This is a genomic window from Aeromonas sp. HMWF015 (assembly GCF_963878965.1).
Taxonomy (GTDB): Bacteria; Pseudomonadota; Gammaproteobacteria; order Enterobacterales; family Aeromonadaceae; genus Aeromonas; species Aeromonas veronii.
Window position 1 is genome coordinate 1 of record NZ_CAWNZT010000208.1, and the last position, 15,609, is coordinate 15,609.

The following is a 15,609-nucleotide window of genomic DNA, read 5'->3' on the forward strand; positions in this document are numbered from 1 at the left end:
GATCTGGGGGCTGGATGAACAGCCGGTGCAGGCGCACCGGATCCGCAAAACCATCGGGGTGGAGACTACCTTGGCGAGCGATGTTTGTGACGAAGCCGCCTGCCTGACGGTATTGCAGCAACTGCTGCCGGAGCTTGAGCGGCGATTTCAGCTGGCGTGCCCTGCCGAGCAGGTGATGGGCCAGGGGATTAAGCTCAAGTTTGCCGACTTCCACCAGACCACCGTCTATCGCAGTCAGGGTGGCTATCAGCCAGCCTTGTTCGTTCCCCTGCTCAAAGAGGGGCTACAGCGGGCGCAAGGGCGTTCGGTTCGCCTGCTGGGCTTGGTGGTGGGTTTGCCAAAAAAGGGTGAAGTTAATCAACTCTCGCTGGATTTGCTGTGAGAGAGTTAAGTTTTTGTTTATAAAGTCGATAATCTATCCATATCTGTATGACGTAGGAATATTGGCATGAGCGCTCTTTCTGTCCAGGGTCGGATTACCCTGATCGCCGGTTGCTGTCTGTTGGTGACAGCCGCCGCTCTGGTTGCCTCTTCGATTTACAACGCGAACAAGATGCAACAGCAGGTGCGGCAAGCCACCATGCACGAGGCGCAGCAGTCTGCCGAGAACTGGATGAAGGCGATGGGCTCGGAGCAGGCGGCCAAGGTGACCAGCTATCTCGATGAAGCCTATTTCCGCGCCAGTTTGCTGGCGGAGAGCGTGTTGTTCCAGCGCAAGAATGCGGCCGAGAACTTTGTCCATTCGGAGGCGCTGCGCAGCGCCGTCAATCAGCAACTGCACGATGCCGTTGCCTCATCGACCAATCTGCTTGGTGTCTATGCGGTGTTCGAGCCTGACCAGCTGGATGGCGAAGACAGCAACTATCAGGGCTCAACGGCGCTGGGCTCCAACGACAAGGGGCGTTTTTCCAGTTACTGGGCCTATGACAACGGCAAGATAGAGCCGGAAGTGCAGAATGAGGATGTACTGGCCGATGAGAGCCCGACCGAGGCTGGTGGCATCGAAAACGAGTGGTATCGCTGCAGTATTCGCACCCGTGCCCTCTGCCTGCTGGAGCCCTATCTGGACGATGTGGGCGATAAACAGATATTGATGACCTCGGTGACGGTCCCGCTGCTGGAGCAGGAGACCTTGCTGGGGATGATCGGGGTCGATATCTCGCTGGCCACCTTGCAGAGTCTGGTCAGCACCATGGACAAGGAGCTCTATGACGGCAAGGGCAGAATATTGCTGGTCAGTCACGAGGGGCGCGTGGCGGGAGCCGATGAGTTCGATGTGACCATGGGGCGTGGGCTGGATCAGAAGTATCAGGGGCTGGCCAGCGAGCTGAAAGGCTGGCTCAGTCAGGGTCAGGAGCTGTCTCGCTGGAGCAGCGATGGCACCTTGTTGCAGACCTTTGTCCCGGTATCCATGCGTGGCACCGACCGTAAATGGGGCATCTACATTGAATTGCCACGGGCCGTAGTGCTGGCCTCGGCCCAGCAACTGCAAGATGAGCTGGCCAGTGAAGCCAATCGCAGCGTGGTCTCGCAGCTGTCAATCGGGGTGCTGATCTCGCTGGTGGCCCTGAGTTTTATCTGGTTGATGGCGCGCCAGATTGTGGCACCCATCCGCGCCGTAGTTGCCCGTCTCAAGGATATCGCCAGCGGCGAGGGGGATTTGACCCAGCGTATCGAGATCCAGCGGCAAGACGAGATCGGCGAGCTGGCCAAGTGGTTCAACAGCTTCCTCAACAAGTTGCAATCCACCATCAGTCAGGTGATTGATACCGTCTCCGGTACGCGTAACAGTGCCGAGCGAGCCGCGCAGGTTGCCGAGCGCACCAGCAGCGGCATGCAGGCCCAGTATCAGGAGATCGATCTGGTGGCGACGGCATTTGAAGAGCTGAGCGCCACGGCGTTGCAGGTCTCCGGTAATGCCGGCTCGGCGGTGGCGGCCGCCAACACCACTGATGCCGCGGCGCAAGAGGGCAAATTTGTCGTTGCCGACACCCAGGAGGCGATGCGCAAGCTGATGACCATCATCAATGATGCCCAGCCGGTGGTGGAGCGGCTCTCCGCCAACAGCGACAACATCAACGATATTCTCACAGTGATCCAGGGAATTGCCGAGCAGACCAACTTGCTGGCGCTGAATGCGGCTATTGAAGCGGCGCGGGCCGGTGAGCAGGGCCGTGGCTTTGCCGTGGTGGCCGATGAGGTGCGTAATCTGGCCGGTCGCACCCAGAATGCCATCGTCGAGATACAGACCCTGATCAGCCAACTGCAATCCGGTACCGGCGCCGTGGTCAAGGCTATCCGAGATGGTCATGGTCAGGCTGACGAGACGCTTGCCAAGGTGGATCTCTCGGTGCAGGTGCTGGAGCAGATTATCCAGTCGGTCTCCACCATCCATCAGATGAACGAGCAGATTGCCCGAGCGGCGCAGGAGCAGAGCCGGGTGGCGGACGAGATCAACCGGAACGTCAGCAACATTCGCGATGTGAGCCACACCATTCGGGCCGAGGCGGCGACCTCCGCCGAAAATGGTCGCGAGCTCTCTGCGCTGGCGGATAAACAGCAGCAGCTGGTGGGGCAGTTCAAGGTATAGAAGGGATGAAAAAAGGCGCCATCCAGCAGGAGGCGCCAAACACATTCAGATGACAGACTGGGTCAAACCGGTGAGATTTGAGACCCTCTTCCCGCAGAGGAAGAAACACAACACCACAATCACAGTCGAAAGACTCACTAAAAACACATGTCAACCAACACGTAGTAGAAAATGTGAGCCATATGACGACTGATTGCTGGGCGAATTATGTTTATTCACTGGTCGACCCGCAACCGACAAATTATAATGCGCCCCATTAGAAAAACTCATCGTCGGCTGGTGTCATGTCTCGTCGTTTACCCCCGCTTAATGCCCTCAAGGCGTTTGAAGCAGCGGCTCGTCACTTAAGCTTTACCCGCGCAGCAGAAGAGTTGTTTGTGACTCAGGCTGCCATCAGTCACCAGATCAAGGCGCTGGAGGAGTATCTTGGCATCAAGCTGTTCCGCCGCAAAAACCGCTCCTTGTTGCTGACCGAAGAGGGGCAGGGCTATTTCCTGGATATCAAGGACATCTTTGCCTCCATCTCTGAGGCGACCGACAAGTTGCTGGCGCGTAGTGCCAAGGGGGCCTTGACCGTCAGTTTGCAGCCGAGTTTCGCCATCCAGTGGCTGGTGCCGCGGCTGGTGAAGTTCAGCGAGCGTCACCCCGATATCGATGTGCGGATCAAGGCGGTCGATCTCGACGAAGGGTCGTTGACCGACGATGTGGATGTGGCCATCTATTACGGGCGCGGCAACTGGCCGGGTCTGCGCTCGGACAAGCTGCATACCGAGTACCTGATCCCGGTCTGCTCCCCCTTGCTGCTGACCGGGCCCAAACCGCTTCGTACGCCGCAAGATTTGACTCTTCATACCCTGCTGCACGACACTTCCCGCCGCGACTGGAAGGCCTGGTTCCGCCAGCTCGACATCGATGCGCCCAACGTCAATCAGGGCCCCATCTTCAGCCACTCCACCATGGTGATCCAGGCGGCGATCCACGGTCAGGGAGTGGCACTTGGTCACAGCGTGCTGGCTCAGCCCGAGATTGAGGCCGGCCGCCTGATCTGCCCGTTCGAGCAGGTGCTGGTGAGCAAAAATGCCTTTTATCTGGTGTGCCAGGAGCAACAGTCGGATCAGGGCAAGATCGTTGCCTTCCGCGACTGGATGCTGGAGCTGGTTGAGCAGGAAGAGGCGCGTCGCAGGGCAAGGCTCGCCGATGCCTGAGGTGATCCGCGAGGGGGCAGTTGATGCCCCCGTTCGCATTTTGCTGGCCCACGGTGCGGGCGCCGGGATGGATCACCCCTTTCTTGCCGAGCTGTCACGTCTGCTGGCTGGCCCCGACATCGAAGTGGTGCGCTTCAACTTTCCCTATATGGCCAAACGGGCTTTGGATGGCATACGCAGGCCGCCTGATCGGCAGCCTGTATTGCTTGAACACTGGCGTGAAATGATCCGGACATTTGCTCATCCCAGACTGTTCCTGGCGGGCAAGTCGATGGGCGGGCGGATGGCGGCGGAACTGTATAGTGACGGCGAGGGTGAGATGAATGCTGCAGGATTGCTCATTCTCGGGTATCCTTTCCACCCTCCGGCCAAGCCCGACAGTTGGCGAGGCGAGGTACTCAAGCATATTGCAGTGCCAACCCTGTTGTTGCAGGGGGAGCGCGACACCTTCGGTAGTCGCGCCGAACTGGCCGATTTCCCCTTCTCACCCGCAGTATCGGTCCATTGGTTGACCGATGGTGATCATGGTTTCAAACCGCGTAAAGCCAGTGGCGTGAGTGAGCAGGAGAATATGCAGCATGCGGCGGCAGCCATCTGCCATTTTATCGCCCGGCACGGATAGCACGAGAGGGTTGGCCTTATGGCCAGCCGTGATGAGAGAGGGAGAGTGAGGATGCAGATCCATCGACATTGGCTGATACTGGCCGGTCTCTTCGGGTTGACGGCCACCATGCTGGGGGCTTATGGCGCCCATGGATTGGCGGCGACCGGCATTACGCCCGAGCGTCTGGCGGCGTTCAATACCGCCGTGCAGTATCAGTTTTTTCACGCATTGGCCCTGCTGGTTCTGGGCTGGTGTGGTGTGCGCAGCAAGGTGATCCACCTGGCTGGCACCGTCTTTGTGCTGGGGATCATCGGATTCTCCGGCAGTATTTACGCCATGGTGCTGCTTGGCAGCAAGGGGCTGGGGCTGATTACCCCGGCCGGTGGCCTCTGTTTTATGTTGGGATGGGCGGCTTTGATTTGGGCCGGCTGTCGTCTTGGAGGAAAAAATGAATAATCTGCTGCTTTATTGCCGCCCCGGTTTTGAGAAAGAGGCGGCTGCAGAGATCACCGAGCGTGCCGGTCACATGCAGTGCTACGGTTTCGCCCGGGTCAAGGACGACAGCGGTTATGTGATCTTCGAACTGTATGACGAGGAGCAGGCGGACCTGCTGGCGCGCAAGCTGCCGTTCCGGGAGCTCATCTTCATCCGTCAGATGCTGGTGGTGACCCATGAGCTGAAGGCGCTGGATGTCGCAGACAGGATCACCCCCATCATCGAGGCGGTTCGCGAATACACCATTTGTGGCGATCTGCGGGTCGAGACTGCGGATACCAACGAAGCGAAAGAGCTGTCGGCGTTCTGCCGCAAGTTCACCGTGCCGCTTCGTCAGGCGCTGCGCAGCAACGAGATCCTGACCAAGAAGGAGACGCCGAACCGTCCGGTGTTCCACGCCTTCTTCATGGCCAATGATCACGTGTTGCTGGGTTACTCCTACTCGTTCAACAACTCCGGATTCCACATGGGGATCCCGCGTCTGCGCTTCCCGGCCGATGCGCCGAGCCGCTCCAGCCTCAAGCTGGAGGAGGCGTTTTACGTGTTCGTGCCGCGGGAAGAGTGGGATATGCGTCTCTGCTCCGGTCTGAAGGCGGTGGATCTGGGCGCCTGCCCGGGCGGTTGGACCTATCAGCTGGTGCGTCGTGGCATGATGGTGACGGCGGTCGACAACGGCATGATGGCCCAATCCCTGATGGATACCGGTCAGGTCAAGCATATCCGGGATGACGGTTTCGTCTGGCGTCCGAGCAAGAAGAACACCTACTGGCTGGTGTGCGACATGGTCGATAAACCGGCGCGGGTCGTTCACATGATTGCGGACTGGTTCCGTGAGGGGGACTGCCAGGAGGCGATGTTCAACCTCAAGCTGCCGATGAAGAAGCGTTATGCCGAGTCGGTGCACAATATCGAGGTATTGCGCGAGATGCTCAAGGAGATCGACAACGCGTTCGTGATCCAGGCCAAGCAGCTCTATCACGATCGGGAAGAGATCACCGTGCATGTTTACAACAAGTACTGGGTCTCCAAACTCGAGCCCAAGGCGTGATGTAGCCGTTCAGCCCATATGATAAATACCAAGGCCGACAGGGAAACCTGTCGGCTTTTTGCTATTCGGCTGCCGTAAAATATCAGAAACGGTAATCGAGGCGCAGGGAGGATTCGTCGTCGGTCACCTTGATCTCTATCTGCAGCGGGATGGTTTTGTCGACCGGATTGAATTGCATTTTGATGCCATCCCCTCTCAATCTGATTGCCGTATGCAGTCCACCGGCTTTGAATTTGACCTTGGGTCTAAAGCGTTCAATCGATAGACTGATGCTCTTTTCCGGGGTCAGATTGAGCTGCGGGTAGGAGGTGATCTTTTGATTGCCAAAGTTGTCGGTGGAGACTTCAATACCAAACGACAGGGGTTTGGGCGCCTTGAGCAAGTCGTTGGTATCCAGGCTTGAACGCCATACCTCGGTGGCAGTCCGTTTTTCCTGCTGTGGCAGTTTGGCGATTTGGGTTGATTGGGCCTGTTCGAAGGCACTGGCAGTGCCACAAACCAGCATCAGACCCGACACCAGATAGCACCCGTATCCCTTCATGAAAAACACTCCCTGTTCTTCTTCTCTATTGAACATAGTTGCTGTTTGGGGAGTGGCAAAGGATTCGGAAATATAAAAAAGGGAGCCTAGGCTCCCTTTTAAAATCAATTGGTTAGCTTACAGGCGATCGATGATGGCTTGGGTGAATTCGCTGGTGGAAGCCGTGCCACCCAGATCGCGGGTGACCCGATCACCGGATTCGATGGTGGCTCGTACAGCCTCGCGGATCCGCTCAGCCTTATCCTGCATGCCGAGGTACTCCAGCATCTGAATGGAGGCGAGTATCACCGAGGTCGGGTTGGCGATATTCTTGCCAGCTATGTCAGGCGCAGAACCGTGGACCGCTTCGAAGATGGCTGCGCCATCGCCGATGTTGGCACCCGGAGCCATGCCGAGACCGCCGACCAGACCGGCGCAGAGATCCGATAGAATGTCGCCGAACAGGTTGGTGGTGACCATGACATCGAAACGCTCCGGGTACATCACCAGGTTCATGCAGGCGGCATCGACGATCATCTCTTCGCTCTGGATATCCGGATAGTGGCTGGCGATTTCACGTGCCACTTCGAGGAACAGGCCGGAGGTCGACTTGAGGATGTTCGCCTTGTGGATGATGGTGACCTTCTTGCGCCCTTCCTGACGTGCCAGCTCGAAGGCGAACTTGACGATGCGTTCGGCCCCTTCGCGGGTGATGATGCTCATCGCCTCGGCACTCTTGTTGTCATCGCTGCGCTTCTGACCTGCACCCGAGTACATCCCTTCGGTGTTTTCACGCACTGTGATGATGTCGATGTTGTCGTAACGGCTTCTGGTGCCCTTGAAGGAGATGACCGGACGCACGTTGGCGTAGAGGTTGAACTTCTTGCGCAGGGAGACGTTGATGGAGGTAAAACCGCCGCCGACCGGTGTGGTCAATGGCCCTTTCAGGCTCACCTTGTTCTTCTCAATCAGATCCAGGGTAGCCTGGGGCAGCAGCTCGCCATGCTTCTCGAGGGCAACCAGACCCGCATCAGCGTATTCGTACTCAAAGTCACAGCCCGCATGGGTCAGGATCTGGATGGCTGATTCAATGATGCTGGGGCCGATGCCGTCGCCGGGGATCACGGTAATTTTTCTTTTGGACATGAGAGGGTTCCACTTCCAGGGTATAGGGGAGGATGGGGCTGCTTTATAGCATTTACTCAGCAAGCCAACCACATTCCTTTACATTCTACTCACTTTTATCAACAGCGAGGGTGAGTCTCGTCATGGTTCACGCCCTTGCCTGCATTTTTGTTCGGCACTTTAGTCTGGTTGGGGCGGGTAGCGGATGTCCCGCAGGTTGAATCCCAGCGGAATATCCTGCTGCAAGCGCACCAGCCGCTGGGCCAGCAGGGCCTCATCCTGATGTTGGCGCAGCTTGATCAGGGGCTTGGCGGCGTCCTCTTGCAGACAGGCTTCGAGCATGGCTGCCAGATTGCCATATTGCTGCAACAGCTGGGTGGCGGTCTTGGGGCCAATCCCCGGAACCCCCTTGATATTGGAACCGCTGATACCGGTCAGGGCCCAGAAGTCGACCAGCTGAGCAGGGGCTACCCCATATTGCTGCTGGACGAAGGCGGCATCCAGCCAGCGCTTGTTGAAGTAGTCGCGCACCCGGATCTGCGGGCAGATCAGTTGGCAGAACCCCTTGTCGGTGGAGATGATGGTCGCCTGATGGCCATGGCTGGCGATGCCGCTGGCGAGGGTGGCGATAAGGTCATCCGCTTCATCTGTCTCGGAGAGCAGGGCATCGACCCCGCACTCCCAAAAGGCATCCTGCAGGGTCGCCAGCCCTTCACGCAGTTCGGGGGGCATGGGAGTTCGCCCCTCCTTGTAGGCCGGATAGACCTCTTTGCGCCAGCTATGCACCTCGCCATCAAACACGGCAATGACATGGGTCGGTTCGCTATTGGCCAGCAGCTTGCGGCAGGTATTGATAAGGTTGGCGCGGGTTGCAACCAGCGCCTGGGCAGGGGTCAGTGCCTGCTGGGCCTGTACCGCGTGCAGACGGCGAATGAGGTTGAGGGCATCGATGATGAGCAGGTGTGGCCGGATAGTTGACATGGGGCACTCTTGGCGGTCGGGACGCTCCATTGTAACAAACCGCTCGCCTTATGGGGGATTGATGGCAGTCGGGAAGGCATAGCGCCAATAAAGAGGGGCGCCGATGCGCCCCTCAGTCGATTTTTGGCTGTCTGTGCGTCAACGCACGATTTCGTAGCATGGCACATACTGGCTGCCCGGCAGCTTCATCCGCTGCTGCTTGACGAAGCTCTCCAGCAGCTTGTCCATCAGGTGCATCAGCTCCTTGTCACCGTGCAGCTTGAAGGGGCCTTTCTTCTCGATGGCGCGAATGCCCCCTTCCTTGACGTTGCCGGCGACGATGCCGGAGAAGGCACGACGCAGGTTGGCGGCCAGCAACTGGGGCGGCTGGTTGCGGTGCAGATCCAGACTGGCCATGCTGGCGTGATCCGGTTCGAAGGGGAGCTGGAACTCCGGCTCAATCTTGAGGGACCAGTTGAAAGAGTAGGCATCGCCGACCGATTTGCGGTATTCGCGGATTTTCGGCATCGCCTCTTTCATCACCCGGGCCACTTCCGGCGCATCACCGACAATGATCCGGTAAAGCTTGGTCGCCGGTTCACCGAGGGTCGCCTTGATGAAGTCGTCGATGGCACGGAAGTAGTCGGCACTCTCTTTCGGGCCGGTCAGGATGATGGGCATCGGCTGCCGCTCGTTGGCCGGATGCATCATGATGCCGAGCAGATAGAGCAGCTCTTCGGCGGTGCCGACCCCGCCCGGGAAGATGATGATGCCATGGCCGAGGCGCACGAAGGCTTCCAGCCGCTTCTCGATATCCGGCAGGATCACCAGCTCGTTGACGATGGGGTTGGGCGGTTCGGCCGCAATGATGGAAGGTTCCGTGAGGCCTATGTAGCGGCCGTTGCGTACCCGCTGTTTGGCATGGCCGACGGCGGCCCCCTTCATCGGACCCTCCATGGCGCCTGGGCCACAGCCGGTACAGATGTTCAGCTCACGCAAGCCCAGTTCGCTGCCCACGGCGCGGGTGTACTGGTACTCGATCTCGTTGATGGAGTGGCCACCCCAGCAGACGATCAGGTTGGGATCGGCGCCGGGCAGGATCACCTTGGCGTTGCGCAGGATGGCGAACACCACGTTGGAGATGTGAGTGGAGTTGGTCAGATTGACCTGGCGGTTGGACTCGAGCTGATTGGAGACATAGAGAATGTCGCGCAGCACCGAGAAGAGGTGCTCCTGAATGCCGCGAATGATCTCGCCATCGACAAAGGCGTGCTCGGGGGCATTGAACAGTTCCAGCTTGACCCCGCGCTCGCGCCGGATCACATGAATATCGAACGATTTGAAGCGCTCCAGTATCTCCTTGGAGCTGTCGGTATGGCTACCGGAATTGAGCACTGCCAGCGAGCAGTTGCGAAACAGTTGATAGATATCGCTGGAGGCAGTCTGCTTGAGGCGATCCACCTCAAGCTGTGACAGCAAATCCATGCTGCCGACGGGATTGATGTGCGTAATCATAGGTTCCCCTTTACTCACTTGTTATCGTTGTGTTTTTCCCTGGGGAGAAAAGGGGACGCCATGTTGCATCCCCTGAGATCGATAGTAGTGGTAACAGAGGGTGGAGGGAAATAGGGCGACGACTGTTCGCTGTTTTTTTAGCCGCTTGTCAGGCCAGTGTCACTTGATCCCGACCGGTGTGCTTGGAGTGGTAGAGCGCCTTGTCCGCCCGTTCAAACACATCTGATGGGTTGTCCCCATCCTTGAACAGGGTTGCGCCGATGGAGATGGTGATCTCCACCTTGGCATCGCGAAAACGGAACGGGATGCTCTTGATGGTCTGGCGCAGGGTCTCCAGCGGCTTCTGGAACTTGTCCGGGTTGATGTTGGGCAGCAACACCACGAACTCTTCTCCACCAAAACGGGCGATGAAATCAGTGTCACGCAGCGCACTCTGCAGCGCCTTGGCGACCACTTTCAACGCCTTGTCACCCGCCATATGGCCGTAGTTGTCATTGATGTTCTTGAAGTGATCGATGTCGATGATCGCCATGCAGAGCGGAGTGCGGTAGCGCAGCCAACGTTTGTACTCCTGCTCCAGCCGTTCATCGAGGGCGGCCCGGTTGTGTACCTGGGTCAGGCTGTCGAGGAACAGTTTGTGCTTCTGAATGGTCAGCCGCTTCTTGTACTCGGCAGTCTCCTCCTTCATCAACCGCAGCTTGGACTCCATGGTGGAGAGGCGGGTGAGCAGGTGACGCTCTCGCGCCGCCGTGTTCTCGCGCTCTTGCAGCAGCAGGTTGATGGCGCCCATGTGGCCTGAGATGGTTCGCTTGAGCGCATCGAGGGAGTTATGGCTGGCTAGGGATTGATCGATGGCCTGCAGCTCGCTGACCAGTGCCTCGCGGGTCTCTCTGGTTTCGTTTTGCAGCGCGCGCCCCTCATCGAGGGATTCGGTAAACCCGACATGCACCGCGGACAGGCTCTCGTTAAGGGAGCTGAGGAAGGCGCGGGAGGCTTTGCGCTCCTCACGGGTGCCTTCGATGATGAGCTCAATCACCTGCAGGCAGGTTTCCGCCAGCAAGGCCGGGTTGATCCCGATCAGCAACTGGCGGCGAATGTCGCCCAGACTCTCGCCGATGGCACCGGCAAAGTCGAGTTCAGTGATAAGCCGCTGCAGCTCGTCGGCGATGCGGGCGTGATCCTTGAGATCAAACGGGTCGACATCGGGCTGGCCATCGTGGCTGGTGGGGCCGTTTTCTGGCTGAGCTGCGTTTGCCGGTGCCAGCAGGGGCTGGCTGGGCAGCAGCTGGATCTTGATCGCCTGCTGGTAGAACTCCAGCAGTTTGATCACCTTCTTTTGCTGATCGGCAATGCCGTAACCGACCGGACTGGCCAGAAATTCCTTGAGGGATTTGCGGGTCTCTTCCGGGAAGCCCTTGATGGTTTTCAGCTGTCTGGAGCCAAGATCGATGGCGGTCTGGGTCAGGGTGATCGACTCTTCCAGTGCATTGCTGTGTTGCTGCAGCAGTTTTTCAATGGCCTGCAGATCCTCATCCAGCGAGGTAAAGGCCGGATTGTTATCCAGTTTCTGCTTGAGTTTGGCGAAGCGATTGTCCAGCTCGCGGTCGAAGCCACGGCAGGAGAGCATCAACTTGTTGATAAACTGGATGCCGCGGGCACGCTCTGCATCGGAGAACGAGAGAACGCCGTCGAGTTCCAGCTGTTTCTGCTGAAGGGATTCCCTGAGTCTTGCCAATTGTCCTGCTACGGCAGCGATGTCATTCATTATCAGGTCGCCCTGTTGTCATTATTGTTTTTGGTGTTGGATAGCAACAGTGGTCGAACCTGGTTTCGATCCTCGCCTGTTATCTACATTATTTCCTGGTGGTTATCGGCTGCCGGCTTCCTTGCAAGGCTGGGCCAATTAACCCATTGCTTTTCATGAGAAGAATTGACTTTTACCAGTCCCTTGTCAATTGCCATCAGGCCGCATTGCCACACATCTCCATTAAAAAATGCCGCTTGTTGGCAATCGATCGCCGCCAGCTCCAACCAGGCGTTTTGCTGGCATTTTTCACTGAGCTGAATGGCTCCCGACAGGGCGAGATAGCAGAGGTCAAACAGGCCATTGTGATCGAGCGCGGTCGCCGCCTTCGGCAGGAAGGGGTGACTGACAATCCCGAGGCTGATCTGGCGATCCAGCGGATAGTTGCAAGGGAAGGCGGCGATGGCGGTCAGCAGGTCTCCCGCCAGTTGATGCAGGTTGGTGACGTGGCGTTGTGGCACCACATAGAGCATGTGTCCTTCACGCAAGTCATAGATACGGCCATCTTGCGGGGTCAGGGTGTCCATATAGGCACCAAAGGCCTGCTCGATTTCGCTGCTGGCCTGATAGCCGTGGCGCTCCAGCGTGTTGACCAGGAAAGGCACCCGGAACAGCAGATAATGCAACTTGTCATCGAACTCGCTGGAGGGTTGTTCGCTGAGGTACCAGCGATCCGATTTCAGCTGGCGCTTTGCCATCTCCCGCGGCCAGCGGTTCATCAGCCGCTGCCAGTTGGCCAGCCCCGAGCGTGGCTCGATCAGCAGGGCCTCATTGGTCCGTTTCAGTTGCAGGCGGGCAGTACGCAGCTTTAGCCAGAGGGTGAAGAAGAGGTAGATAAAGAGCGCCAGCAGCAGGCTGGTGGTGATACTCGACCAGAGATAGCGCTCCTGCTGATGCTGGCTGTTGTTAAGTCGCTGCTCCAGCTCCTTGATATGTTGCACCCGCTCGACCTGGACATAGTTGTCACGGATCGCCGCCTGCTCCATAGCCTGCTCCTGCTGGCGCACCTCCTCGCCAAGACGGTGGAAGCGCTTGTAGCTGTCGAGAGCCTGACGCAGATACCCCTTCTGCTCGTAGGCAAGCGACAACAGGCGGAATACCTCGTACTGACGGCGAGTATCGCCGAGCTGATTGGCCAGCGCGCGGGCGTTCTCCAACTGCAGGATGGCGATGGCGGCCTCCTGTTTCTTCAGATAGAGCTCGCCGAGCAGCAGCAGGGTATCGATCAGCGGCTCTTTGGCATCGCTCAGTTCGTGAGACTGGCGGGCCGCATTGAGGTAGTTGCTGGCCAGCGAGAGGTTGCCGCTTTGCAGGTAGGTCTTGCCGATTTCGTATTTGAGCAGGGAGGCTTGCGGTCGGTTGCTCCCCTCATCGAGCAGATCCAGCGCATTGAAGAAGTAGACCAGCGCCATATTGAGGTCGCCCTGCTCGCGGTTGAGTCGCGCCAGCACCATCAGGGAGTCGCACAGCAGGGAGGGGTTGCCGATGGAGTGGAAGTAGTTGGCCGCCTCATTGGCATACTGCAGCGCTTTTTGGGGCTCCTGCTCCTGCTGGTAGAGTTTGACTATCTGGTTCGACAGCAGGCCGAGAAAGAGCGGGTCATTGAGGCTTTTGGCCTGTTGCTGGGCATCGATATATTCCCCCAGCGCCAGCTGTGGCTGCTGCAGTGCACGATAGAGGTCGCCGCTGATGGCGCTGACCCAGGCACTGGCGAGAGGGTTGGGGGTCTTGGCGGCCCAGATCCGCGCGTCAGCCAGATGGGCCTTGGCATCATCGAAGTGCTGGTTCTCGATGTCGTAGCTGGTGCGTTGCAGGCGGCCATAGACCTGCAGCTGGCTCTGCTTGAGTGTGGGGACGGCCAGCTGTTCGTCCAGTTGAGCCATCAGGGCGCGGCTGGTGCTTTGGTTATCCGGTTTGAGGGCCTGACTGCGGATCTTGAGATAGAGGCCGTGGGCCTTGAGTTCCGATTGCCGCTCTTTGTCTGCCAGCGCCATCGCCTTATCGAGCGCTTGCTGGGTGGCCTGATATTGGCCCAGTTGCAGCAGACACTCCCCTTTGAGCAGGTGGGCGCCTATGGTCTGGGCCGCCGTGCTGTAACTCAGGATGGGTTCGCGATAACCGAACTCCTGGCGATTGCTGATGATTTGCTGGGGATTATTGGCTGCGCGCGTCAGGAAGGCGGTGGTGATCTGGACGCATCTGGCAGGATCGGTCAGTACCATCGATTGCGCTTGTTGCAGATCGATTGAGAGTTGCTCCTTGTCCAGATCCAGATTCGGAGCTGACAGGGAGGACATCATCATGGCCAGAAAAAACAGTTGATTCATTGGATTAAGGACGGCGCAGAGGTGTTGGCATGTTATCCAAGCCCCCCCCTGCGAGTCCAGCGTTTACTGTGGTTTGCTGGTGGCCGGCAAGTGGGCTTCGTCTGGATTTTATTATCCAGCATCCTTATCCCTGCTGCGCAAAGCATCGATTGAAACCTTTTTGCCCGTCATGGAGGGCAGTGCGACTGCCCTCTCTGTCGCAACTCGACTTTATTGGCGGATCAGACGCAGGTTGGCGGGCACGGTTTCGAAATTGGAGCGGAACGGGTTGATGTCGAGGCCGCCGCGACGGGTATAGCGGGCATAGACGGTCAACTGCTCAGGCTGGCAATAGTGCTTGAGGTCGATAAAGATCCGCTCGATGCACTGCTCGTGGAACTCGTTGTGCTGGCGGAACGAGATGAGATAGCGCAGCAGCTTCTCCCGATCGAGTTTCGGCCCCTTGTAGCGGATCACCACAGAGCCCCAGTCGGGTTGGCTGGTCACCAGACAGTTGGATTTGAGCAGGTGGCTGTGCAGGGTCTCCTCGACCAGCTCGCTACCGGCTGCACCTTGCAGCAGGGACGCATCAAACTCGTAATTGTCTACCTCGATATCCTGCTCGTCGATGCACTCGCCGGGCAGCTGGGCAATCTGGTGCGGCGCCTTGTCGAGGGGGAACAGGGTTACTTTGACGGTCTCGCCCGCACAGGCACTCAGATCCTTGGTCAGCATGGCGACGACTACCTCGATAGAGTCGCAACGGGTCTGGTTGAAGGAGTTGAGGTAGAGCTTGAAGGATTTGGATTCGATCAGGTTCGCACTGGTGGCCGGAATGGCCACTTCACCCACCGCCACCATCGGCTTGCCCTTGGCGTTGAGCCAGGAGAGCTCATAGAGGGTCCAGACATCGCAACCGGTAAAGGGGAGGTCGTCACCGAGTTTCAGATCATCCCGGTTCAGGCTGCGGGGAACCGGTTGCAACAGGGAGGGGGTGTACTGGCTGATGTAGTCGGATTGCTGTCCCAGACTCAGGCCGGTCAGGGCGCTGGCCCCGGCGTATCTATCTTGTTTGCTCACAGGGTTGCTCACGTAATGTGCTCATGATGAGTGGAAGAAAACGGGCCATTGCAGGGCCGGATGGTTGCAGCCGTTTGGCTTGGGCGTCGGCCTCTCTGTATCCCGGGTTCTGTTTCCCGGGTCGCAAGGTCGGCTGGCAACCTTGTCTGTTACCGGGTTTGGTGGTGCAATAGCGGACTTTGCCAGCAATTGTGGGGATTTTCGATGTCGGATCAAGTTTTGTCTGCCCTGGAGCACTTTTTTGCCCGCTGGCAACGGGATGGCGAGGCCAGACGAGGCCTGCCCCTGTGCGAGTGGGAGGCGGACTGGCGTTCCCCCTGCCAGCTTGGTGAGCCCGCCGATGGTCGGGTGGCCTGG

At 58.3% G+C, this 15,609-nt stretch carries 14 protein-coding genes; 7 read left to right on the top strand and 7 right to left on the bottom strand.

All coding sequences use genetic code 11. The features are described 5' to 3' along the window. The 6 genes from AACS18_RS11220 to rlmM all read left to right on the top strand — a co-directional run. Positions 1–382: DinB/UmuC family translesion DNA polymerase (locus AACS18_RS11220; protein WP_445206797.1), on the top strand; the 382-nt coding region annotated here is incomplete at its 5' end. Positions 383–448: 66 nt separating this feature from the next. Next, entirely contained in the window at positions 449–2,590 is a 2,142-nt protein-coding gene (locus tag AACS18_RS11225; protein WP_108612320.1) for a methyl-accepting chemotaxis protein, read from the top strand. Positions 2,591–2,874: 284 nt separating this feature from the next. Beyond that, entirely contained in the window at positions 2,875–3,795 is a 921-nt protein-coding gene (locus tag AACS18_RS11230; RefSeq protein WP_005338622.1) for a transcriptional regulator GcvA, read from the top strand. Next, entirely contained in the window at positions 3,788–4,417 is a 630-nt protein-coding gene (locus AACS18_RS11235; RefSeq protein WP_108612321.1) for an alpha/beta family hydrolase, read from the top strand. The genes AACS18_RS11230 and AACS18_RS11235 overlap by 8 nt, the downstream gene beginning before the upstream one ends. A gap of 51 nt (positions 4,418–4,468) precedes the next feature. After that, on the top strand, positions 4,469–4,855 hold the full coding sequence (locus AACS18_RS11240; RefSeq protein WP_108612322.1) for a DUF423 domain-containing protein: 387 nt from the start codon (positions 4,469–4,471) through the stop codon (positions 4,853–4,855). Next, complete coding sequence (gene rlmM, locus AACS18_RS11245; RefSeq protein WP_108612323.1) at positions 4,848–5,942, top strand: 23S rRNA (cytidine(2498)-2'-O)-methyltransferase RlmM; 1,095 nt, start codon at positions 4,848–4,850, stop codon at positions 5,940–5,942. Before AACS18_RS11240 ends, rlmM begins: the two co-directional genes overlap by 8 nt. An 82-nt stretch (positions 5,943–6,024) precedes the next feature. Here rlmM and AACS18_RS11250 read toward each other — a convergent pair whose 3' ends face one another. The 7 genes from AACS18_RS11250 to queF all read right to left on the bottom strand — a co-directional run bounded on the left by AACS18_RS11250 (position 6,025) and on the right by queF (position 15,252). Further along, positions 6,025–6,483 (bottom strand): hypothetical protein, encoded by a 459-nt coding sequence (locus AACS18_RS11250; RefSeq protein ID WP_088869973.1) that lies wholly within the window; start codon positions 6,481–6,483, stop codon positions 6,025–6,027. 117 nt (positions 6,484–6,600) lie between these two features. Next, entirely contained in the window at positions 6,601–7,608 is a 1,008-nt protein-coding gene (locus AACS18_RS11255; RefSeq protein WP_005349723.1) for an isocitrate dehydrogenase, read from the bottom strand. 159 nt (positions 7,609–7,767) lie between these two features. Further along, positions 7,768–8,568, bottom strand: coding sequence for a flap endonuclease Xni (gene xni, locus AACS18_RS11260; protein ID WP_108612324.1), 801 nt, complete (start codon positions 8,566–8,568; stop codon positions 7,768–7,770). A 138-nt stretch (positions 8,569–8,706) separates the two neighbouring features. Continuing rightward, complete coding sequence (ppnN, locus tag AACS18_RS11265) at positions 8,707–10,062, bottom strand: nucleotide 5'-monophosphate nucleosidase PpnN (RefSeq protein WP_005338611.1); 1,356 nt, start codon at positions 10,060–10,062, stop codon at positions 8,707–8,709. Positions 10,063–10,210: 148 nt separating this feature from the next. After that, positions 10,211–11,827, bottom strand: coding sequence for a GGDEF domain-containing protein (locus AACS18_RS11270; protein ID WP_108612325.1), 1,617 nt, complete (start codon positions 11,825–11,827; stop codon positions 10,211–10,213). Between the two features lie 83 nt (positions 11,828–11,910). Beyond that, positions 11,911–14,193, bottom strand: coding sequence for a tetratricopeptide repeat protein (locus tag AACS18_RS11275; protein WP_108612326.1), 2,283 nt, complete (start codon positions 14,191–14,193; stop codon positions 11,911–11,913). A gap of 210 nt (positions 14,194–14,403) precedes the next feature. Further along, positions 14,404–15,252 carry an NADPH-dependent 7-cyano-7-deazaguanine reductase QueF gene (gene queF / locus AACS18_RS11280; RefSeq protein WP_108612327.1) on the bottom strand — a complete coding sequence of 283 codons (849 nt, stop codon included), beginning with the start codon at positions 15,250–15,252 and terminating at the stop codon, positions 14,404–14,406. Positions 15,253–15,456: 204 nt separating this feature from the next. On the opposite strand from queF, the gene AACS18_RS11285 reads away from it, so the two are divergent. Next, positions 15,457–15,609 (top strand): SecY-interacting protein Syd (locus AACS18_RS11285; RefSeq protein WP_146184757.1); only part of this gene is annotated, 153 nt, incomplete at its 3' end.